Consider the following 23,712-nt stretch of genomic DNA (forward strand, 5'->3'; position numbering starts at 1 on the left):
TTTTAATTCAATATCATGAAAACTCAAAACCTCTCGGAAGCATTAAAATTTGTTCTAACGTTCATTATTTCATTGAGCACGTGTCTTGTTGCATATTCTCAGGACCAGCAAACCTCCAATGCTGATGAATTGGCAAAAAAATTGCAGAATCCGGTAGCAAGCCTTATCAGTGTTCCATTCCAGGGAAATTTTGACTTTGGGATTGGTCCGGCCGATGGAAGTCGCTTTACCTTGAACATTCAACCAGTGATTCCCATGAGCCTAAATGAAGATTGGAACCTTATAGCTCGGGTTATTATGCCGATTACCTTCCAGAGTGATGTTTTTGGGGACAGTGGTTCCCAATCCGGATTGGGAGATGCCACAATAAGTGCCTTCTTTTCCCCGAAAGAGCCAACATCCGGTGGTTTAATTTGGGGTGTGGGTCCAGCACTCCTGATTCCTACTGCGACAGATGATCTATTGGGAACAGGGAAATTTGGCGTGGGACCTACTGCGGTAGGATTAAAACAAATTGGAAATGTAACAGTTGGAACGTTGGTAAACCATATTTGGTCCATTGCGGGCGATGCGGATAGGGGCGATGTGAGCGTTACCTTTTTTCAACCTTTTATCGCAAAAAACTTCTCTGGAGGCTATGCCATGGCATTGAACACCGAATTGACCCAAAATTGGGATGCCCATTCAACCTCAGGGAATCTAAATCTCGTTGGTTCCAAAGTAATTTCACTGGGAAGCCAGTTGGCGCAAGTGGGCGGTGGACCTAGAATTCCCTATGGAAATGGCAATACGGCAGAATGGGGCTTTAGGGTCATCCTAGTGCTGTTATTTCCTAAATAGGCCGAATACCTTTGCTTACATAAATACCCTTCATTGCTGTTTTTGTAAGCAATATATTATTGCATCCATTTCTACTCAACCCTTTGAGGAGATGAGCAATATTGCCATCCTTGGATTTTCAGTATGTATACCAAATGCTGATTGATCAATTTCTTCGCAAATAATCCACAAGTCAATCTGAGTACGTTGTTTACTTCTAAATTAATAACGATAGTGGTCGTACCGATTTTGTGCAAAGTGTGAATTCAGATGAACATAAGCGATAAAAAAGGAAATCGGAATTAAGATTCTTGTGATTATTTAGAAAAGCTACATAAAACCTCAAATATGTTAATCTTATCCTAAAAAGAATGTTTTATTGATCGCATGCAGGTGAAAAAAATGACAATTTGAAAAAAAACCTTATTTTTAAAAAGTGTGAAGCGAACACTTTATTTTCAACGGTTCACTTTACAAGTTAAATCAAATCAAAATCAAGTAATAACCAATTATTAACGAATGCAGACTAAAAAAATTTGGCTAGGCTTGGCCTTTGTGGCTTCACTATGTGTCATGATCAGCTCATGTAAGCCCAAGAAATCCAGCACAATAGACAATACTCCAAAAAGAATGGAGATTCTCTTTTTGGGTCATAAAACCAATGCCCACCACAACTCCGAAAAATTGGCTAGTATTTTATCGAGAGAGTACTTTAGGAGTGGTATCAATATTTCATTTACCGATAATCCAGACGATTTAACCAAAGAAAATCTGGACCATTATGCAGGATTGGTGATTTATGCAAACCATGATTCCATCACAGAGCCACAGGCCGAAGCGCTTTTGGGTTATGTTAAGGGTGGAAAAGGATTGATTGCACTGCACTGTGCTTCCTTTTGTTTTAGAAATAACGATGAGGTCGTTGAGATGATTGGCGGTCAGTTCAAAAGTCATGAGTACGATACCATTCAAAACGTTATCCTAAAGCCAGAACATGAGGTTATGCAAGGTATTCCAGCCTTTAAAACTTTGGATGAAACTTATGTGCACGATAAGATTTCACCCAATATAGAAGTGCTGGCAGAGCGCGTGGAAGGTGATCATCATGAACCCTACACTTGGGTAAGACCCTATGGAGAAGGCCGGGTGTTTTATACCGCTTACGGCCATGACGATAATACATTCAGTAATCAAGGTTTCTTGGATTTGGTAAAGAATGGAATCATGTGGTCCGTTGGAGAGGAAGCAAAAGCAAACCTTGAAAAGGTAACTATAGCTAAACCCGAATATACAGACGGACTTGTGCCCAACTACGAAAAAAGAGACCCCGCACCGCGAGTCCAACAACCTTTGACTCCCGAAGAATCGATGTCCTTAATGCAAGTCCCTGTTGGATTTGAGCTGAAACTGTTTGCATCGGAACCCATGCTTTATAATCCAATGTACATGAACTGGGATGAGAAAGGAAGACTTTGGGTCATTGAAACCGTAGATTATCCCAACGAAGTAAAGGATGATGATATGGGGGATGACCGTATAAAAATATTGGAAGATACCGATGGCGATGGCAAAGCAGATAAGGTAACTACCTTCGCTGAAAAATTGAACATCCCTACCAGTTTTGTGTTCTCCAATGGCGGTATCATTGTTAGCCAGTCCCCATCATTTCTGTTCCTAAAGGATACGGATGGTGATGATGTGGCGGATGTGCGGGAAGATATTCTGCCTGGTTGGGGAAAACATGATACCCATGCCCAATCTTCAAACTTACGGTATGGTTTGGACAACAATATTTGGGGTATGGTAGGCTACTCTGGTTTTGAAGGCGTGTCGCAACAAGGCGGTGCGGATTCTTTGAAGTTTGACAATGCCATGTACAAGTTTGACCCCAACACAATGGACATTGAGCATTTAGGTGATACTTCAAACAATACATGGGGATTAGGTTTTTCTGAAGAATTTGATGTTTTTGTTTCCACAGCCAATAATACGCACACCGCATTTTTTGGTATTCCAAAAAGATATTTCGAAAAAGCGGACATCGATGAAAACGGTATCACAAAATTAGATGCCCATTACGATATGCGCTATGCTATCAAAGCCCTTCGACAGGTGGATGTCATGGGAGGGTTTACTGCAGCAGCGGGTCACAGTTTATATACCGCAAGGGATTTTCCCAAATCGTATTGGAACAGTGTGGCATTTGTTACCGAACCAACAGGTAGATTGGTGCATAGAGTGAATCTAAAACAAGAAGGAGCCGGATTTATAGAAGATGGCGATGGATGGAACCTATTGACCAGTGGTGATGAATGGGCAGGGCCCATTCAAGCTGAAGTAGGACCTGACGGAGCTGTTTGGATTGCCGATTGGTACAATTTTATCATTCAGCATAACCCAACACCTTCTCCTAGTTCTGCTGGGGTAGAAGCGATGAATGGTTATGGAAATGCGTATGTGAACCCTTTGAGAGACCGTTCTCGCGGACGTATCTACCGCGTGGTTTACAAAGGACATGATAAGCACAACACCCTTGAATTGGACAAAAACGATAAAAAAGGTCTTGTAAAAGCATTGTCCAACAATAATATGCTCTGGAGAACACACGCACAACGATTGTTGGTGGAAAATGGAGATACCTCTGTATTTCCAGAATTGTATACGTTGGTACAAGATGAATCCGTTGACGAAGTAGGAATCAATGCTCCAGCTATTCACGCCTTATGGACACTTCATGGGTTAGGTGCTTTTGATGGTTCCAACAAAGAGGCATTGGATGTTGCCACAAAAGCATTATCACATCCTACCGCAGGTGTGAGACGTGTCGCAATTCAAGTGTTGCCCAAAAATGTGGAAACATTTGAGGCCATTGAGAAAGCTGGACTGTTTGCAGATGAGGATTACAGGGTACGATTGGCAGCAGCATTGTTCACTTCTGAATTGCCTCCATCCAATGCTATTGGAAGTGTATTGGTAGATATGGCCGAAAAGGAAGAAAATTTCACCGATATGTGGTTGAAACATGCCTTGACCATTTCGGGTAAATTGAATGCAGATGGATTTAAGGCAGAGTTTGCCAAAAGGGGGTACAAGCAGAATCCTTCCTTAATGGAAGCCTCTCTTGCTCAGAAATTGGCCTATGGTTCCCAACTAAATATGGTGCAACTGCGCAGAACGTGGAGACGTGCAGTTCCACTAACTCCAGAAGTGGCCAATAGGGAATGGATTGTTTCCGGTGACATTGAAAATAATTCAGACGAAGAGCATTCAGGGCTTATTATGGTGCAAGGAAACCGAAGAAACGGGTATGGACTGTTCTTTATGGATGGACAATTAAATTTTGTCATCAACCAAAATGGCAGAACGTATAAAGTGGTGAATTCGGAACGGCTTCCCAAGAACTTCAAATTTGTGGCAGGATTACAGGAAGACGGTGTAATGAAGTTGGTAATTGATGGAGAGGAAGTTGGTTCGACCCAGACGGCGGGTCTTTTCAAAAATGATTTAGAAAAAGAACGTGGTGTAAGGGTTGGTTTTGAAAGAAGTACCGGCGGCGATAAAGTGGCCGATTACCCTGATTTATTCTATTCCAGAACAACCTCATTCAGAAATGGAAAGCTAGAAATTTTAGATACTTCTGCAGTGACTGAAGTTGTTGAGGATGTGGATCAGGTAATTGTCCTGAACACCTTGAAGGACGTCATGAAATATGACAAAGAGTTAATTACGGCCAAGGGGGGCACAACCATTCAGATTGTGCTTAACAATCCAGATTTCATGCAGCACAATTTGGTGCTGGTTCAACCTGGAACCAAGGATAAAGTTGGGGCAGAGGCCGATAAATTGGCAATGGCCAGCAATGGGCAAGAATTGGAGTATATACCCCAAATGCCCGAAGTCATCGCCGCAACGCCTTTAATTAATTCAGGAGGCAGTTATACATTGACCATAAAATTGCCGAATAAGCCAGGGGATTATCCTTATATATGCACATTCCCAGGACACTGGCGAATTATGCAGGGAGTATTGCGTGTAAATTAATCAACCATTAAGTAATTAAAAGTATGAATAATCAAACTGCTTCCGCGCCAGATAGGCTGTTGTTCTTAACGTGTTTTGTTGCATTGGTAACCACAGCTTTTGGATTTATCCTTCGGGCTATCGTTTTACCGCAATGGGGTATAGATTTTAATTTGACCCAGACCCAGTTGGGGGAAATTTCAGGAGTTGGTCTCTGGCCCTTTGCCATTAGTATTGTCCTTTTTAGCCTTGTGGTCGATAAGATAGGCTATAAAACTTCCTTAGGTTTTGCATTTGTATGCCATGTTGCCTCGGTAATTCTTACCGTTACCGCTACAGGCTATAGCTCACTGTACCTGGCCACTTTTATTGGGGCTATTGGGAATGGTGTTGTAGAAGCTGTTGTAAATCCAGTGGTAGCGACCATGTTTGCCAAAGAAAAAACCAAGTGGTTAAATATGCTGCATGCCGGTTGGCCGGGAGGTTTGGTATTAGGGGGTGTTTTTGCCTTAATAATGGGTGCAGAAATGGATTGGGAGTATAAAATTGCCCTTACACTAATACCAACGTTGATTTATGGTGTGATGATGTTGCGTCGCAAGTTCCCTGTGAATGAACGTGTACAGGCGGGTGTTTCCTATAAAGAAATGTTGCAGGAAGTTGGTGCTGCAGGAGCGCTTATTATTGTATCCATAGTGGTGTTTCAATTAGGTGAGGTGTTTGGTTGGACCCTTTGGTTGAATGTGATCATTATCTTGCTGATTACCGTATTATTTGGACTCTATACACGAAGTTTCGGCCAGCCATTGTTTGTGATACTTTTGTTGATCATGATACCGTTGGCGGTAACCGAACTCGGTACGGATAGCTGGATTACCGACTTAATGACGCCAGCAATGACCAAAATAGGGCTACAAGCTGGATGGGTATTGGTGTATACCTCTGCAATTATGTTTGTGCTGCGTTTGTTTGCCGGGCCCATTATCCATAAAGTGTCGCCGCTCGGTTTATTGGCCATTTGTTCATTGGTGGCTGCGGCAGGACTATTTTTCCTTTCCCAGTCAGTTGGCGTAATGATATTGGTGGCTGCCACCATTTACGGATTCGGTAAAGCCTTTTTCTGGCCCACCATGCTTGGTGTGGTCGCTGAACGTTTTCCAAAGGGAGGTGCCTTGACCCTCAATATAATTGGAGGCTTGGGTATGATTGCAGCTGGTGTTATTGGAGCGGGAATTATTGGATTTATTCAAGATAGCTCTATTGAAAAAGGAATCAAGGAATATGACAACATCCAAAATACGGAATTGAGCCAGAAATTTATTACCGATGAAAAAACCAGTGTTTTTGGGGATTACCGGGCCTTGGACAAACAAAAATTGGAGAATGCATCCGATGCTGAAATTGAAACCATAACGGAGGTTCAGCATCAGTCCAAAAAGGAAGCATTACAATACATTGTTATTTTTCCGATTTTAATGTTTATAAGCTATATGGCACTTATCCTATATTTCAAAAAGAAAGGGGGCTACGCTGCCGTAGCACTGACTACGCATGATGATAATTGACAAGTAAGAACACATGACTTTAAAAAATATTAAGTTTGGTGCAAGTACGTGGTTATGGGCTTCCCCTTTTACAACGGAAACCATCGAAGCACTTTTTCCAAGGATTTCCCAATTAGGATTTGATGTCGTAGAAATTGCGGTTGAAGATCCTACATTGATAGATGTACAAAAAGTAAAGGAAGGTCTAGATAAATATGGACTTGACGTAACCATTTGCGGAGCATTTGGAAGCTCCCGTGATTTGACCAATGAATCCGTGGAAGTTCAAAAAAATGGACTTTCTTATATTGAAGCGTGTCTGGATATCTGTGAGGAATTGGGCGTTTCCTTTTTTGCGGGACCTATGTATTCCGCCGTTGGGAAGGCAAGGATGTTGCCCCCTGAACAAAGAAAGGCGGAATGGGATTTGGCTGTGAAAAACTTGCGAAACGTTTGTGAAATGGCTGAAAATAGAGGGTTAGAAATCGCTTTGGAGCCATTAAACAGGTTCGAATCAGATTTGGTGAACACCACGGATGATGCCCTTCGAATGGTAAAAGACATCAATCATTCGGCGGCTAAAGTAATGATTGACAGTTTTCACATGAGCATTGAAGAACGCGATGTGGAAAGTGCCATCATGGCAGCTGGTGATAAATTGGTTCACGTTCAGGTATCCGAAAATTACAGAGGCGCTCCTGGAAGTGGTCAAACCCCATGGGGTGCCTATAAAAGAGGACTCGAAGCCATCAACTATGAAGGTGTGGTTTCCATTGAAAGTTTTACCACCCAAAATGTGGAATTGGCGGGAGCAGTTTGTTTTTGGACGCCCAAGGCAGATACCCAAGACGATTTCGCTAAAGACGGACTTCAATTTTTAAAAAAATGGGCTTCAAACTAAGAAGCTTGTTTCATCAGAATTATTAAAATATAAAACATGAGTAAAAAAATTAATGTGGCCATTATAGGTCTTGGTTTCGGAGCAGAATTTATTCCAATCTATCAGAAGCACCCAAATGCTGAAATGTACGCTATTTGTCAGCGTAACGAGGAGAAAATGAATGCTATTGGTGACGAATTTGGAATTGATGTTCGTTACACAGACTATGATGAGCTTTTAAAAGACCCAAATATTGATGCGGTCCATATCAATACCCCCATTCCTAATCACGGGGAACAGTCCATCAAGGCACTAAAAGCAGGGAAGCATGTGGCATGTACCGTACCTATGGCAACAACCGTAGAGGAATGCAAACAAATTGTGGAATTGGTCAAGGAAACGGGTTTAACCTATATGATGATGGAAACTGTGGTGTACGCACGGGAGTTTTTGTTCATGAAAGAGTTGTATGACAAAGGAGAACTGGGAAAAATACAATATTTAAAAGCCAGTCACCAACAAGATATGGACGGATGGCCCAATTATTGGCCAGGATTGCCTCCAATGCATTATGCGACCCACTGCGTGGGACCCGTGTTGGCATTGACAAAAGGTGAGGCGGAATATGTGTCTTGTTTTGGTTCCGGAACTATTCGAGAAGAACTTATTCCGATTTACAATTCTCCATTCGCGGTGGAAAGTACGCACATAAAATTCAGAAATTCAGATTTAAGCGCGCATGTGTACCGATCACTTTTTGATGTGGCACGCCAGTACCGCGAAAGTTTTGAAGTGTATGGCTCCAAAAAATCGGTGGAGTGGCCATTGATAGAGGGACATCCCTTGGTGGTCCATACGGCTAAAAAACCCGAACCCGAAATACCCGAAGAAATGGAATCGCCAGATTACGCCAAGTATCTGCCGGAAGAAATCCAGCGCTTTACCACCAAAGGGGTTTACGATACGGACGATAATCAACACTTATCCTTTACACAAGGTGCCGGCCATGGTGGTTCGCACCCACATTTAGTGCATGAGTTCGTTAATGCGCTTGTACAGGGTGAAGAACCGTATCCAAACGCTAAGCAATCAGCCAATATCACCTGTGTTGGTATTTTGGCACACGAGTCGGCCTTGCAGGGGGGCAAGCAAATTAGTTTACCGGACTTCACTTTAAGTGATGAATAGTTTTAAAATAATTTATCAAAAAGAAAAGAGCCCCAATAGTTTTATTGGGGCTTTTAATTGAAGTCAAGCATTGAAGATTCGCTTTATTGCAGAGACTCAAAAGGTTTCTGTTTAAAGATAAATCGATGGGATTAAATAAATTCGTTCAACCCTCGTTATATTTGTAAAACCAAAAGATTCTAGTCAATATTTTATGGCCAAAACCTCTAAAGAATATCTCTCCGATATTCTGAAAATAAATTTAAGCGATTCTGAATTCCAATGGTTGGCAAATGCGGTGGAGCAAATCTTTGATACAAAAAGCAAAAAAGATTTGTATATCACCTACAGTCTTTGTGCCTCAAAGATTTCCAATGCCCCAATTACGGATTTTGGCTCTAAGGATTACGAATGGAAGAGCTATTTGGAGGTTCAAAAGGCATCAACCTTGGAAATTGCAAGGATTTTTGTTCTTTCTTCGGTACTGGACGCTGCTGATGAGTTTTTAAAGCCCGTACAGCAACTCATTCAAGTGGCGGATATAACCGAGCTGGAAACGTTCCTAAAATATTTGGTTCTGTTACCAGAGCCTAAGAACTTTAATTTTGCGGCTGTAGAAGCACTTAGAACCAATATAGCCACGGTTTTTAACGCCATATCCCAATATAATCCATACCCATCCCAATATTTTACAACGGGTGAGTGGAACCAAATGTACCTTAAAGCTGCTTTTATGCAGCAAGATTTGAAAAAGATACCGGAAATCGAAAAAATGGCCAACAAGGATTTGGCACGAATCATCTCCGACTATGCCCACGAAAGATGGGCAGCTTCTAGAGCAATTGACCCTCTGTTCTGGAGACCCGTATCCAACTTTTTGGAAGGTAACCTGATTGAAGACATAGAACGTTTGTTCAAAAGTGAAGATGAAAGGGAACAGAAGGCAGCAACTTTGGTTTGCTACCATTCAAAAGTTGATAAAGCAAAAACCTTGCTCAATACATATGACACCCATCTAGAAAAAGTTGAAAAGGGTGAACTAACCTGGAAAAATTTATAATATCATGGATGATAAAATGATGATCATAGACCCACACGTACACATGACCTCAAGGACCACGGATGATTATGAGGCCATGGCGGCGGCAGGGGTCGTTGCGGTAATAGAACCTTCCTTTTGGTTGGGACAGCCTCGAACACAGGTAGGCTCATTTCAGGACTACTTCAGCAGTCTTGTAGGCTGGGAACCGTTTCGAGCATCACAATTTGGAATAAAGCATTATTGCACTATTGGTCTTAACTCTAAAGAAGCCAACAATGTGCCTTTGGCTGAAGAGGTGATGGAGTTGTTACCACTTTATCTTCATAAGGAAAATGTTGTCGCCATTGGTGAGATTGGTTATGATGACCAATCCGAGGCAGAAGACCGTTTCTTTAGGGAACAATTGGAGTTGGCCAAAGCCTTTAACATGATGGTCCAGGTACATACCCCGCATAGAGATAAAAAAGCAGGTACCATCAAAAGTATGGAAATTTGTTTGGAGCATGGTTTAGATCCTGGAATGGTGGTAATAGATCACAATAATGAAGAGACCGTACAAGAAGTACTCGATAGAGGCTTTATTGCAGCATTCACTATTTACCCCAAAACCAAGATGGGCAACCAACGTATGGTGGAAGTGGTAAAAAAGTTCGGTAGTACAAACATTATAGTGGATAGTTCTGCCGACTGGGGTGTGAGTGACCCATTGGCTGTTCCCAAGACAGCAAATTTGATGCTTCAAAATGGCGTTGCTCGCGAAGATGTCGTAAAAACATGCTACCAAAATGCCTTGGACTTTTTCGGAAGATCAGGAAAAATGAAAGAGGAGCACTGGCTAAGCCCAGAGGCTATTGACCAAAGAAAACTTTTTAATGACAATAGTGTTCTTCGTGGTCAGGAGCCCAAGGTAGAGGATAACAAAATTGTTTGATGAGTCCAAAGTTAAAGGCATATCTTCAACTGTGTAGGCCTGCCAACTTACCTACTGCAGCAGCTGATATTATTGCTGGAATATCAATATCTGGATTTTTTGCTGGTCTGAGCGCTTTTGAAATACCGCACAGTAATTTCTTTCCTGCTTTAATTTTGATAATGGCCTCGATGTTTTTATATGCAGGAGGTGTTGTACTCAATGATGTTTTTGACATAGAAATCGATAAGGTTGAACGTCCAGAAAGACCCATCCCAAGTGGTATAGTTCCTTTGGGCAAAGCCAGATTGTTTGGGTTTATTTTACTATTGGTCGGAATTTGCTTGGCTTTTTTGATACATAAAACATCTGGTTTTATTTCTGTTTTTTTGGCTGTGGCCATTTTGTCTTACGATAAATTTGCAAAGCACCACGCATTTTTAGGGCCGCTGAACATGGGTGTTTGCCGGGGACTTAACCTTCTCATGGGGATTTCTTTGCTGAATGCAATGGGAAATTGGCCCTATGTTTTGATTCCTGTGGTGTTTATCTTTGCGGTTACCATGGTGAGCCGGGGTGAGGTCCATGGGAAGAACAAAGGCAATATTGTGCTTGCAGGACTGTTATATATACTGGTGCTGCTAGGTGTATATTATCTTCATTGTGTTTACACGGGTGGAGACCTTTGGTACCTTGTGTTTTTAGCACTGTTCGCTTTTATGGTATTTAGGCCATTGATTAACGCATATAGGGAAAATAGCCCGGCAAATATCAAAAAAGCGGTAAAAACAGGGGTTATATCCATAATTCTATTGGATGCGGCCATAGCAGTGGCCCATTCCAATATAATTGTTGGACTTATTATTCTATTATTATTGCCATTATCAATGTATTTGGCAAAACAATTTGCAGTTACTTAGTATATGGACAAAATTACATTGCCAACCATTCAACAAGAATTTCAAGTACGGTATACATATCAACTATTGTTTACCCAGCATTTATTTGCATTGGAAAATCCGTTGTTCAAAAATGTTTTGGCAGAGTATCGTCCCAATCATCCCATAAAATGTCTATTTGTGGTAGATCAGGGAGTTTTGGACCATCATTCCTATGTAAAGGATGAAATAGAAGCATATTGCAAGCACTTCAAGGACCAAATTCAGTTTACGGAATTGATTTCAGTGCCCGGCGGGGAACAAAGTAAAAAAGACCAGTCCAGTGTTGAAAAATGTTTGGCAGCCATCAATAGAAATGCTATCTGCAGGCATTCGTTTGTAGTAGCCATTGGTGGCGGAGCTGTGGTGGATATGGTTGGCTATGCTGCGACAATTGCCCACAGAGGCGTTCAACTCATCCGAATCCCAACAACGGTATTGGCGCAAAACGATGCCGCGGTAGGCGTGAAAAACAGCGTAAACGCCTTTGGAAAAAAGAATTTTTTGGGAACATTCGCTATTCCATTTGCCATAATAAACGATTTGGAATTCTTGCAGACCCTGGAACAAAGGGATTGGATTGCAGGGGTGGCGGAAGCCATCAAAGTAGCCCTATTGAAGGATAAAGTTTTCTTTGATTATATCGAATCCAATGCCGAAGCACTGGCCAATAGGGAAATGGAACCCATGGCCTATCTGATTCACCGGTGTGCTGAATTGCACATGCAACATATTGCCAAAGGCGGAGACCCTTTTGAAAATGGCTCTTCCAGACCTTTGGATTTCGGACATTGGTCTGCCCATAAATTGGAATATATGACCCAATATTCCCTAAGACATGGCGAAGCCGTTGCTATTGGAATGGCTATAGATATGGTCTATGCTAAGTTGACAGGAACATTGGGTGAAGATTTGGATAGAATCCTTTCCGTGATGAAGAAGGTGGGATTCAATTTGGAAGTTCCTTTGGAAACTGATGCTGAAATCAAAGAACTTTTGAAAGGTATAGAGGAATTCCGGGAACATTTGGGAGGCGAACTTACCATCACTCTTATTTCAGAAATAGGCCAACAAATAGATGTTCACCATATTGACTACAAAGTAATGGAAAAAGCAGTCCGTAGCTTTATTCTCAAACCTCAGAATTCCATATGAGAATTAAGGACAAATACCATTTAACGTATTGTACAAATATTCATGCCGGAGGAGATTGGGAAGAAACTTTTACCAGTCTAAAGCAAAATTTACCCGAAATTAAAAAAGCAGTTTCTCCGAATGATTCCTTTGGGCTTGGATTAAGGTTGAGCAATACAGCGAGCGTTGAACTGGACAACGGGAAACTCCAAGGTTTTAAGGACTGGCTTGATGAAAATGACTGCTATGTGTTCACTATGAATGGATTTCCCTACGGGAATTTCCATGGAGAACCAGTTAAGGACAATGTCCATGTGCCCGATTGGACCACAAAAGAACGATTGGAGTATACACAGCGTTTGTTCAAACAATTGGATTTTTTAGCACCTGAAGGTATGGAATGCGGTATTTCCACTTCGCCTGTTTCCTATAAACATTGGTTTGACGCTGAGTCAAAAAAAGAACAGGCTTTTGTTCGTGGTGCACAGCATATGGTCCAAGTGGCGTTGCAACTGCATAAAATTGAAAAGGAATCTGGAAGATACATGCATTTGGATGTGGAACCCGAACCCGATGGTTTTTTGGAGAACACCCAAGAAGTGCTGGATTTTTACAAGGACTATCTCATTCCTGAGGCCATCAAGGCATTTGAGTCGTTTAAATTGAGTACGGATAAGGTAGAGGAGTTGCTAAAACGATATATTACCGTTTGTTATGACGTATGTCATTTTGCATTGGCTTACGAAGCGCCAAATTTGACATTTGAAAGATTTAAAGAGGTAGGAATCAAAACGGGTAAGATACAAATCAGTGCGGCCCTGAAGATTCTCTATCAACAAGATAAAGAAGAAGAACTTTGGAGTACGTTGGCTCAATTCAACGAGCCTGTGTATTTGCATCAAGTTACAGAAAAGGTGAATGGAACAGTCAAGACCTATAACGATTTACCCATAGTTTTGGAAAAAAAAGCGCCTTTTGACGAATTGCGTTCTCATTTTCATGTGCCCATTTTCTTGGAAGATTACGGGTTGTTGCAATCCACACAAGACCAGATTGTAAAAGTATTAGAGTATTTGGAAGGGCATTTTGTAAGTAATCATATAGAAGTAGAAACCTATACTTGGGATGTTTTGCCAGACAAATTGAAGGTTCCAATCACGGAATCCATTGCAAGGGAGTTGTCCTGGATGAAATCGAGATTGAAATGAACAAAACGGTTGTAATCAACATTGTTGGACTCACCCATAGATTAATAGGAGAACATACCCCATTTATAAAATCATTTTTGGATAAAGGAAAAGGCAGTGTGGTAAAACCTGTCTTGCCAGCCGTTACCTGTTCATCCCAAAGTACCTATCTTACGGGAAAGTGGCCCACAGAACATGGCATTGTGGGCAATGGATGGTTCTTCAAAGATGAACTTGAGGTCAAATTTTGGCGACAGGGCAACCCTTTGGTACAATCCCCAAAAATTTGGGACGAGTTAAAAGTCATCAATCCAGAATTTACATGTGCCAATATGTTTTGGTGGTATAACATGTATAGTACTGTCGACTTTAGTGCCACCCCAAGACCCAATTATCTGGCCGATGGAAGAAAAATCCCTGATATTTATACCTATCCAGCTGAGTTGAGAGACAAACTGCAGGCCAAATTGGGCACATTTCCGTTGTTTAAATTCTGGGGACCCAAAACGTCCATAGCATCCAGTAGATGGATTGCTGAAGCGACCCTGGAAATGGACAAAGAAAACAATCCAACCTTGACGTTCGTCTATTTACCCCATTTGGACTATAACATTCAGCGCCATGGGCTGAATTTCGATATTATTCAAAAGGACTTGCGTGAAATAGATGCCGTAGTAAAGGATTTGGTGGAATACTATGAGCAAAAATCGGCAAACATTGTATTGTTATCTGAATATGGAATTACCGATGTTTCCAATCCAATTCATATCAACCGCTATTTAAGAAAAAAAGGGTATTTGGGCATTCGAATAGAGAGAGGACTTGAACTTTTGGATGCTGGGGCAAGCGAAGCCTTTGCCGTTGCGGACCATCAAATTGCCCATATCTATGCAAAAGAATCGACTGATTTTGAGAAACTGCATGAATATCTGAAAACAATTCCTGGGGTAGAAAAGGTTATTCCCAAAAATGAACTTGAGGCCCATCACTTAAACCATGAACGCGCTGGGGATTTTGTCCTTGTCGCTGATAATGATAGTTGGTTTACCTATTATTTTTGGGAAGATGACGCTGTTGCACCCGATTATGCCCGAATGGTGGATATCCATAAAAAGCCTGGATATGACCCCGTTGAAATGTTTACTGACCCAGCGGATAAGCTGGTTGTTCTCAAAGTGATTTGGAAACTCTTAAAAAAGAAACTGGGCTTTAGGACCGTAATGGATGTAATCCCCTTGAAAGCCGAATTGGTGAAAGGTTCCCACGGAAGAATCCCAGAGGACAAGGAGGATTGGCCTATTCTTGTGACTAATAATGTGGGCAACTTGCCCAAGCTGGAACTACTTGCTACCGAGGTGTATGATGTGCTTAAAAATCATGTAATTCAATAAATATGGAAACGTTCTTCAAAATTTTCGCAATTGTTTTCACCCTGTTATTTGGTTATGCTATTGTGGTTCAGTTCAATGACCCAGATGCGCTAAAATGGGTATTGATCTATGCGGTAGCTGCTGTAGCATCGGTTTTATTCCTGTTGAAAAAACTAAAACCGATCATCTATTTTGTACTCACTGCCTTCTTTTTGGTATTATTTGTGGTGTATTGGCCCGAGACTTATGAAGGGGTCCAGTTGGACCATGGTATGAAAACCGTAAACATTGAAGAGGGCAGGGAATCCTTGGGCTCTTTGATTGCAGCTGTCGTGATGTTGATTTATGGATTACGGACCCGTTTCTTGAACAAAGCAAAGGGCTAAACGATTTATAGGGGTGTAACGAGCAGCATCCTACGGTTCATAAACCGAAATTAACAGTTCGGTTATTCTTTTTGTGGCTTTTTGACTAGCTGTATGACTTTTGGGCATCAACCAAAAAGCAAACAGCAATGAAATTTTTTGTACTTGTCCTATTTTCAGCCATAATATGGACATCTTCAGCCCAAGAAACCATCAGCGGCAAGGTCGTTGACACATCGGGCAATCCCATTGTTGGGGCCAATGTCTACCTAGAAGGTACTTATGATGGGTCCTCGACAGATGAAACGGGCAATTTTAGTTTCCAAACCTCCGAAACCGGCACACAAACCCTTGTCATTTCCATGATGGCCTACGAGCCACATTATGAAATAGGGGAGGTTTCCTATTTAAAAAACCTTGACATCAAATTGATTGAGGCTGTTAACCAGTTGAGCGGCGTAACCCTATCGGCAGGAACTTTTGAAGCTGGCGACAATTCCAAAGTCTCAGTTCTAAAACCTCTGGACATTGTTACCACAGCCGGGGCGGCAGGCGACTTTGTGGCGGCCTTACAAACCTTACCCGGAACCACAACGGTCAATGAAGATGGACGTTTGTTTGTTCGAGGGGGAAGTGCTGAGGAAACCCAAGTTTTTATTGACGGACTTCGGGTGTTCCAACCATTCAATGCCACTACCAACAATGTTCCCACCCGGGGCCGCTTTTCTCCATTTTTGTTCAAGGGAATTACGTTTAGTACGGGAGGATATTCCGCTGAATATGGACAGGCCCTTTCCAGCGTTCTTTTGTTGAACACCACCGATGTGCCTGATGAGGAAAAAACAGATATTTCGGTGATGTCAGTTGGTGGGGGAGTGGGGCATACCGAGATTTGGGACAACACTTCTTTGAGTGTAAATGCAAGCTACATCAATCTTTCTCCATACGAAGCGTTGATTCCATCTACCCAGGGAATGGAATGGAATGACCCCTACGAATCCATTTCGGGGGAGAGTGTATTTCGAGTCAAAGGGGACCGGAGTATGTTTAAATTTTATACGGGATTTAATCATGCTGCCCTTGACATTGCCCAAGAAGATATCAATTTTGAGGACTTGATCCGGTTTCAACTGAAGAATCGAAATCTATATTTCAATACCTCATACAAGCATTTTTTTGAGAACAATTGGAGTATTTTTTCAGGAGTTAGTATGGCAAACGATGTAAACGAGATTGCTATCATGGAAGATGCTGTTGATTCTGAAGAGATCAATTCCCACATAAAAATCGCAGCCAAAAAAGGATTTTCCAACCGATTTGAATTGAATACTGGGGTTGAACTGTTCAGCACGAAGTATGATGAAACCTATCAAGATGTCGATGGATTTACTTTTGATGGAGGCTATGATGATGTATTGGTAGCAGGTTTTTTGGAAGGAGATATCTTTTTCAACCAAAAATTTGCGGTAAAATTGGGCGTTAGGGCGGAAGACTCCAATGTATTGGACCAGTTTTCCATTTCCCCCCGATTGTCATTGGCCTATAAATCTAGTGAGAAAGGTCAATTTTCTTTGGCTTATGGTGATTTCTATCAAAAACCATTGGCTGAGTCCATCAAGTTTGACCAAAGCTTGGATTTGGAAAAAACCTCGCACTACATCCTAAATTACCAATACCTCGATAATGGCAAGACCTTTAGGGCGGAGGCCTATTATAAGGATTATGATGATTTAGTAAAATTTGACACGCAATTTCCTGAATTCAATTCCAATTACTCCAATTTAGGAAAGGGATATGCCGCAGGCATTGATGTATTTTGGCGGGATAATAAGAGTATAGACAATCTGGACTATTGGGCATCGTACAGCTATTTGAACACCGAACGCGATTATCGCGATTTTGCAGAGGCTGCAACTCCGAATTTTGCCCCAGAGCACAATTTTTCATTGGTTACCAAGTACTGGGTGAATGAACTTCGATCACAGGTTGGGCTTTCGTATTCCTTTGGTTCAGGTAGACCCTACGATAACCCAAATACCCAGGAGTTTATGGCCGAAAAAACTAAGACCTATAACAACCTTAGCCTTAATTGGGCGTATTTGATTGACCAGCAGAAGATACTTTACTTTTCAGTGAGCAATGTCCTAAGCTTTAATAACGTAAGCAATTACCAATACGCCAATGTTCCGGACAGTACTGGTTTTTACAATCGGAGGGCCATTACACCTCCTGCGGATAGTTTCTTTTTTGTAGGGTTCTTTTGGACCATCAGTACCAACAAAAAGAGCAATCAATTGGACAACTTGTAACAGTTCATCCGTAAAACTTCACAACTCAGTAACCTAAGATTTTAAAAAAAGGGTTGCCACCGCATCTTTGAATCACTAATAAATCACTCATAAAACGAATTTAAAAATCAAAAGAAATGAAAAAACTAATCGTCACACTTTTTATTGCAGTATCCATTACTGCCTCCGCACAAGATCGTTACACCGAAGGAATGTCTAAAGCTATGCAGCTTTGGGGAGAACAAAAGATAACGGAAGCTTCCAATCTTTTTGAACGCATTGCCATGGCTGAACCGGACAATTGGCTGCCGTATTATTATGCAGCCCTTGTGAATACTACGGCCTCTTTCGGTGAGAAGGACGTAACAAAATTGACCCAGCAATTGGAAAAAGCCAAGGAATTTTCGGATGTTGCCAAGAACATATCCCCAGAAAACCCAGAACTATTGGTTCTGGAGGCATTGATAAACACAGCTTGGATAGCGTATGATGGGGAAACCTACGGGATGACCTTATCGGGTAAGAATGCACAATTGTACAATGAAGCATTGCAACTGGCACCCAATAATCCCCGAGTGATATTCTCCAAGGCAGAATGGGATATGGGGTCAGCACGCTTTTTTGGCAAAGACATTACACCTTATTGCCAAGATGTGGAAAGAGCTGTGGAACTTTTTGCCACTGCGGAATCCAAAGAGGAACCATTCTATCCAGATTGGGGTGCGGATAGAGCCAAGCAGGTGCTGGCACAGTGTAAATCATAATCAAATACTGATAAGAATAATAACAGCGGGCCAAACAGGGTACTCTTAAAACCCCAATGGTGTTTCTTTAGGAAAAAGGTGATTAATTATCTTTTGTATAAACACTTTTGGAAAAAGGGAACCATGTCTGGCCCTTATCAAATGTTCCCTCTACCAAGTGCGTAAAAGTTTTTGGACCAAAATTGGTATACGATAATTTAAAGGAAAGTTCCCGGTTATCTTCCATTCGTATGGGCTCATCTGATTGAAGATTGGTAAACACCAGATTTTCGTCCACCCATTCACCAACGTAAATGTCCATCAATCCGTATTCCTTATCCATGGCGGAAAGCTTGTAGCTATTGATTCTGCTGTCAAATCCAATGTGGGTGATCATGTTGATTTCCCCAAAGCCAGTAATGTATTTAGCGTGCTCGCTGATAAATCTTCCATCATGTTCCAAAGCAATAGTTGCGTTGGATACCCCTGTGCTTACCCAGCCTTCACCTTGTTTATTTTCAAAATTTTCAAGGGACCAAGTGCCCTCCAAAAAATGAAGGTCTTTCATTTGTTGTGGAATTTCAACATTTTGTGACCTTCCAACTACGGCAAATAATAGGAACAATAACGTTGTTGATATTCTCATTGGTTATAGGATTTGATAGGGGTTTAAATATATAGTTAAGAATCATGGATTTTGAATGAGATTGCTGATTAAGGCAAGAATGAACCTTCAAAGAACACTGTATTCCTTTCCTTTTCCAATAAATTCTTTGGGAGAACACCCTGTCTCTTTTTTGAATGCATTGTAAAAAGCGGAAGGCGTGTTGAATCCTACTTCGTAGGCAACCCCCTCAATGGTGTAATCGGCGAGGACCTGGTTCAACAGAATGCTTTTTACCTCTTTAATACGATAGGAATTTACAAACTCCGGGAATTTTTTGCCGTACACGTGGTTGATGGTGTGGGAAACAACATAGGCAGGTTGCTCAATGGATTTGGAGAATTCGTTGAGGTTGATGTTTGAATCGAGATAAACTTTCTCATTTGTAAAGTGCTGTTCGATCAAGTGTCTGACCTTTTCCATTTTTTGACGGGACAAGGAAGCTTTGTTTCCATTTGTTTTGGATTTTTTTACCGTGAAAACAGCAAGTTTAAAAATTAGCCCGTACAATACCAAGGAAGCCATGAGGGTTCCAAGGGTGTACATTTCAATCCCCGTGGAGAAAATTTGAAACACAAAAGTTGCCCAGATAATGCTTACTCCAACCATAAAGGAAGTGGTAATGGATGCAGTACTGGATTGATTGGACTCCTTTCTGGAGTACTGTTTTTTCCATGACGCAGCGAGGTAGGCTCCCAAGATGATCGTACCGGACCAGTACCCCAAGACAAGTTCATTGATGCCCATGGCCCAACCCGTAGTAATGGCAATCAAGGATGGGGCAAAGTGTAAGGCATCCGTCCAAGCCAGTTTCATTTTGGAATGGCTTACTTTCATATAGAGGTATAGCAATGGCCCAATGGCCAATTTCCCCATCAATCCAACAGAAATGGCAAAAAATGAAATATCAGGATATACGTAATAAAAGATGGATTTGCTCACCCGAAGTGATAGGGCCAGCAACAAAAGAGCCAACAATACATCTGCAGATGATTTGTACGGCCTTTTTTTGACCAATAGAACCATCAAGAAAAGACTATTCAAAATAGCCAAGGTACAGAACGCGACGATCCAAATTTGCATGGGTGAATTTTCCATCTATAATGCCCAGGTTTTAATTGAATGAGACCCTAACTTCATCCATTTGTTACAAACTTTAACAATCTTGACCCAACAATTGGCAAAGTATTCTAAAATACTGGGTATTACTGTTAAATCAAAAAGAAAAGTGTTAATGTGCTGTTTGGGGAGGTTTATTACAGTATTGGGCCTGTAAGAAACATTCTAAGGCAATTGAAACAGAAAATGGGATTATTCAATAATTTTTTCTTGGGCGTCCATCCTAATTACTCCGGTTCTGTTTCCATCAGAGTCATATGAAACTAGGATTTTATGATAACCGTTGGCAGGGTGAACTACTCGTTCCTGATTTTCTCCATAGAATTCCATTAGAGTAATGTCCTGTTTTCCATTGAATTGATAACTTGTTTGGTGTATGCCTTCATTGCTTACAGTAGGGTTTCCATCGGTATCCAAAAAGTTCATGCTAAAAGCTGAAGATTCCCCCAATTTTTTATTCTTCCATGTAAAGTCATAGACCACTTTGGCATAGTCGTGCTCCATCGCAAAAACCGACTTTCTATTGGCCAAGTTCCCATCTAAATCTTGGAATTCCCATCCCATTTCATTTCCATAGGCATCAAAGTCAAAGATTACCTTGGCATAGCCGGCCGCATGGTTCAATTGAGCCGAGTTGTTTATCGTATCCAGATTGGTAATGCTGTGGAGATGCCCTTTGTCATCAACTGTAATCAAAGATTTGTGGAAAGGAAAGTATTCGGTCAGTATGTTTCGACTACCATCTTTCTTATATTGATTTTGCTCAAAAGACCCATCAGCATTTGTAATCCATGAATATCTAAAGGTTCCAAAACCATTGGCGACGGATATGTTGGAAGTGTCTTTTAGGGCTAAAGCACTTTTAAGACCCTTGGAATCTGTGGAAAATTTCTCTTTGTGGATGTTGCCACCTCCGTAATAATGCCTACTCATGTTCCCCTTTTGTCCTTCAGCATCATAATATCTTCTAACAAGGCTATCTGGAAAATAGGAGTAAACTACCTTATGCATTCCAAAGTAGCTATCATTGCTCTTGCCCTGTTTATTGAAGTATTCAATTTCCAAAACCCTGCCATTGGCATCATAGCTGAACTGGTAATGGGACCGATCTTTTATACTGTCCTTATGCATTTCACCCCTTGGATTGTAGTCCATATAAGGGGAAATGATTCCTGTAAGCTTGGAAAAATACTTTTGTTGGTGTTCAATGATTTCTTTTTCTGCCTTGGTTTCGATTTTACATGATACTGAAAGCAGGATAAACACACCTACACTGATTTGTACTGTCTTATGGGAAAAAAGACGGGATTTCATCCTAGTGCTATCTCAATGTATTGTTATCCTTGACCCAAGGTAAATGTACCATTCTCTATTTCTTCTGAAATTTCTTTGACCCTAGGTTTAAAACCTTCTGGAGCATTGGCAAGGGCATTTTCCAAGAGTGTAGTGGTCTTACGACTCTTTTTCTTGGCAAAATATTGCGCAATGGCAGCGTTCAGTTGTAAAAACCATGTGTTGGGATGTAGTTCCAAGGCATGATCAGTCATGGACAATGCCTCATTGTACAAGCCATTTCGCAACAGAAAAATACTGAATCCGTTGAGGTCGTAAGCCGGAGCATCCATGCTAAGCGCATCAGCTACGGTTTCTTTTAGGGCGTCGGTTTTGTCCAACTTTTGAAGCAACCGGGCTTTGGTCTGTAAATTTGAAAGGTTCTTGTTGGCCGCAAATCCATGAAATCCACCATTTATGGAACGGTCCGCCCACTCCAAAGCTTCCTCAAGGTTGGTGTTATGTTGAAGGCACCAGTTCGCGGCATCGTTCCATGCTTCCCAGCGATACGTATTTAAACCTCTGAGCTCATTCCTAAAGCTTTCAACCACCGTTGTGTTCAAATCAACGCTCACCGTAAATGGTAATCTTTGTTCACCCCATTCCAAACCAACCACTACGCTATTTTCGGTCCTGTTTAGAAATTCATAATCCAATTGCTCGGTCTTTGGGCAAGATTCAGCTTCAATAGCAATGCTCAACGATACATCATTCTCCACATCGAGGTAGTAGCTGCCCCATTGATTATTGTTATGGGCAAACAGCAAAGTATAGGTATCTCCTTTTGGAATGACATGAAAGCCATATTTCCCGGCGCTCAAGGGTTGATCATTGATCATTACATCTGTACTAAATGAGATAGTGGTGTTCATATTCGCTCCCGCCCGCCATGCAATAGGCTCTCCATTTTGTGGGATTACATTGGGGTCGTTCCAAACATCCCGTTCATTGAGGGCAGGGCTGTGGTAATTGATTTCAATTTCCGTTACCCCAAGTTTTTGCATTTCTATGACCTGTGGACTTTGACTTGGAAAATTAAGGGTGTGGAAGGGGTTGTTTTGCGCTAAACCGATTTGACCTAACAAAACCAACATTGGGAATACTACTTTTCTCATACTACATTTTAAATTTTCGGAAAAGTATGGGGATTGGCATCATTACGATTCCCGATTTAGCAAAACTGGAGAAATTTGGAATAAGAATGTTCCAATTATCAGGATGCAAAATCGGTCTTATTCATCTTCATCCTTAAAGATGTTTTTATGAAACAGATTTACTGTTGTTTTTGCTTGTATGAACTACATTTTTAATCGCATAAAAAGCTCATGAGTGGCATTGTCGATACCTTCCACAGGTTTTTGAAGGGCATTTTCATACGCGTAGCCCAAATCGAATCCTCTTCCCACATTGAACATAAAAAGACCGCTTATGCTTTCATCGTATCGGTAGCTGGAACCAAAACTAAATCTGTGACCAAAGTCCACTATTCCTGTCACCTCATACGATAGGGGAGCGGCTTCTACATAGCGAATCATGCCCATGGCTTGCAAATTGGTGGTTTTGGATAGGATAAAATCATATCCACCGCAAAGGTATCCGTGGATTTTATCGGTGCCCAAGAAGGCATTGCCATTCTGCTCCTGAAGCCTATCCGGAGAAAGCAATTTTGGTGCCGACAAGGATATGAAATAACGTTCATTTTTTAGATATACCCCAGCGCCCACATTGGGAGTGAACCTACTTTCATAATTCATTAAGGAACCATCTTGACCAACTCCATAAGTGACCAAGCCTTGGGTGTTGGCATCGTAGGAATTGGCACTTGCCTTCAGTCCAAAATAAAGAAGATTGCCATCATTGAGTTGGATGTGATACGACACATCAATACCCACCCAGGTCTGACTTTCAATAAAGGTCTTATCGTTAAGGATGGATACGCCCAATCCCACATTTTTACCCATAGGCATTCCAAAAAGGGCACTTTGGCTCTCAGGGGCACCTTCAACCCCAGCCCATTGACTCCGTAGCCCAAGAGCGAGCTCGGCACCTTCTGAACTGCCCACATAGGCTGGGTTTATGATGTTCATATTGTACCTATAAAAGGTGAAATGCGGGTCCTGTTGTCCAAACACATTTGATGTGATTGTCAATAAGAGAACTCCTATGGTGGTTAAAACGGTTTTCATTGGT

The 23,712-nt window shown here is 41.5% G+C and carries 19 protein-coding genes; 14 read left to right on the forward strand and 5 right to left on the reverse strand.

Annotation, left to right across the window (positions count from 1 at the left end; genetic code table 11):
* Positions 1-15 precede the first annotated feature (15 nt).
* The 14 genes from J0X14_RS08230 (at position 16) to J0X14_RS08295 (ending at position 18,428) form a co-directional block, all read left to right on the forward strand.
* Positions 16-840: a hypothetical protein gene (locus J0X14_RS08230; protein ID WP_207097276.1), complete on the forward strand. Its 825-nt coding sequence runs from the start codon at positions 16-18 to the stop codon at positions 838-840.
* A gap of 498 nt (positions 841-1,338) precedes the next feature.
* Positions 1,339-4,860, forward strand: a complete 3,522-nt coding sequence (locus J0X14_RS08235; RefSeq protein ID WP_207097277.1) for a PVC-type heme-binding CxxCH protein — start codon at positions 1,339-1,341, stop codon at positions 4,858-4,860.
* Between the two features lie 23 nt (positions 4,861-4,883).
* The gene (locus J0X14_RS08240; RefSeq protein WP_207097278.1) at positions 4,884-6,404 is read left to right on the forward strand and encodes an MFS transporter; all 1,521 of its coding nucleotides are present in this window, start codon (positions 4,884-4,886) and stop codon (positions 6,402-6,404) included.
* Positions 6,405-6,417: 13 nt separating this feature from the next.
* On the forward strand, positions 6,418-7,284 hold the full coding sequence (locus J0X14_RS08245) for a sugar phosphate isomerase/epimerase family protein (protein WP_207097279.1): 867 nt from the start codon (positions 6,418-6,420) through the stop codon (positions 7,282-7,284).
* A 36-nt stretch (positions 7,285-7,320) separates the two neighbouring features.
* On the forward strand, positions 7,321-8,451 hold the full coding sequence (locus tag J0X14_RS08250) for a Gfo/Idh/MocA family oxidoreductase (RefSeq protein ID WP_207097280.1): 1,131 nt from the start codon (positions 7,321-7,323) through the stop codon (positions 8,449-8,451).
* Positions 8,452-8,644: 193 nt separating this feature from the next.
* A complete protein-coding gene (locus J0X14_RS08255; RefSeq protein ID WP_207097281.1) occupies positions 8,645-9,490 on the forward strand; it encodes an EboA domain-containing protein in 846 nt (281 codons plus the stop codon).
* Positions 9,491-9,494: 4 nt separating this feature from the next.
* Positions 9,495-10,403 carry a TatD family hydrolase gene (locus J0X14_RS08260; protein ID WP_207097282.1) on the forward strand — a complete coding sequence of 303 codons (909 nt, stop codon included), beginning with the start codon at positions 9,495-9,497 and terminating at the stop codon, positions 10,401-10,403.
* Entirely contained in the window at positions 10,403-11,302 is a 900-nt protein-coding gene (eboC, locus tag J0X14_RS08265) for a UbiA-like protein EboC (RefSeq protein ID WP_207097283.1), read from the forward strand. Before J0X14_RS08260 ends, eboC begins: the two co-directional genes overlap by 1 nt.
* Positions 11,303-11,305: 3 nt before the next feature.
* Positions 11,306-12,475 (forward strand): 3-dehydroquinate synthase, encoded by a 1,170-nt coding sequence (locus tag J0X14_RS08270; RefSeq protein ID WP_207097284.1) that lies wholly within the window; start codon positions 11,306-11,308, stop codon positions 12,473-12,475.
* Entirely contained in the window at positions 12,472-13,662 is a 1,191-nt protein-coding gene (eboE, locus tag J0X14_RS08275; protein WP_207097285.1) for a metabolite traffic protein EboE, read from the forward strand. Before J0X14_RS08270 ends, eboE begins: the two co-directional genes overlap by 4 nt.
* On the forward strand, positions 13,659-15,032 hold the full coding sequence (locus J0X14_RS08280) for an alkaline phosphatase family protein (RefSeq protein ID WP_207097286.1): 1,374 nt from the start codon (positions 13,659-13,661) through the stop codon (positions 15,030-15,032). Before eboE ends, J0X14_RS08280 begins: the two co-directional genes overlap by 4 nt.
* 2 nt (positions 15,033-15,034) lie before the next feature.
* On the forward strand, positions 15,035-15,397 hold the full coding sequence (locus J0X14_RS08285) for a transmembrane 220 family protein (protein WP_207097287.1): 363 nt from the start codon (positions 15,035-15,037) through the stop codon (positions 15,395-15,397).
* Positions 15,398-15,525: 128 nt separating this feature from the next.
* Complete coding sequence (locus J0X14_RS08290; RefSeq protein WP_207097288.1) at positions 15,526-17,685, forward strand: TonB-dependent receptor; 2,160 nt, start codon at positions 15,526-15,528, stop codon at positions 17,683-17,685.
* 116 nt (positions 17,686-17,801) lie between these two features.
* A complete protein-coding gene (locus J0X14_RS08295) occupies positions 17,802-18,428 on the forward strand; it encodes a hypothetical protein (RefSeq protein ID WP_207097289.1) in 627 nt (208 codons plus the stop codon).
* A gap of 82 nt (positions 18,429-18,510) precedes the next feature.
* On the opposite strand, the gene J0X14_RS08300 is transcribed toward J0X14_RS08295, so the two are convergent.
* The 5 genes from J0X14_RS08300 to J0X14_RS08320 form a co-directional block, all read right to left on the reverse strand.
* Positions 18,511-19,053, reverse strand: a complete 543-nt coding sequence (locus tag J0X14_RS08300) for a hypothetical protein (RefSeq protein ID WP_207097290.1) — start codon at positions 19,051-19,053, stop codon at positions 18,511-18,513.
* Positions 19,054-19,140: 87 nt separating this feature from the next.
* Positions 19,141-20,169 (reverse strand): helix-turn-helix domain-containing protein, encoded by a 1,029-nt coding sequence (locus tag J0X14_RS08305; protein ID WP_207097291.1) that lies wholly within the window; start codon positions 20,167-20,169, stop codon positions 19,141-19,143.
* 213 nt (positions 20,170-20,382) lie between these two features.
* Positions 20,383-21,504, reverse strand: a complete 1,122-nt coding sequence (locus tag J0X14_RS08310; RefSeq protein WP_207097292.1) for a hypothetical protein — start codon at positions 21,502-21,504, stop codon at positions 20,383-20,385.
* 23 nt (positions 21,505-21,527) lie between these two features.
* Entirely contained in the window at positions 21,528-22,637 is a 1,110-nt protein-coding gene (locus J0X14_RS08315; protein ID WP_207097293.1) for a DUF2911 domain-containing protein, read from the reverse strand.
* Positions 22,638-22,820: 183 nt separating this feature from the next.
* A complete protein-coding gene (locus J0X14_RS08320; RefSeq protein ID WP_207097294.1) occupies positions 22,821-23,708 on the reverse strand; it encodes a type IX secretion system membrane protein PorP/SprF in 888 nt (295 codons plus the stop codon).
* Positions 23,709-23,712: the final 4 nt, after the last annotated feature.

This window comes from Allomuricauda sp. CAU 1633, assembly GCF_017313225.1.
In the GTDB taxonomy this organism is placed as follows: Bacteria; Bacteroidota; Bacteroidia; order Flavobacteriales; family Flavobacteriaceae; genus Flagellimonas.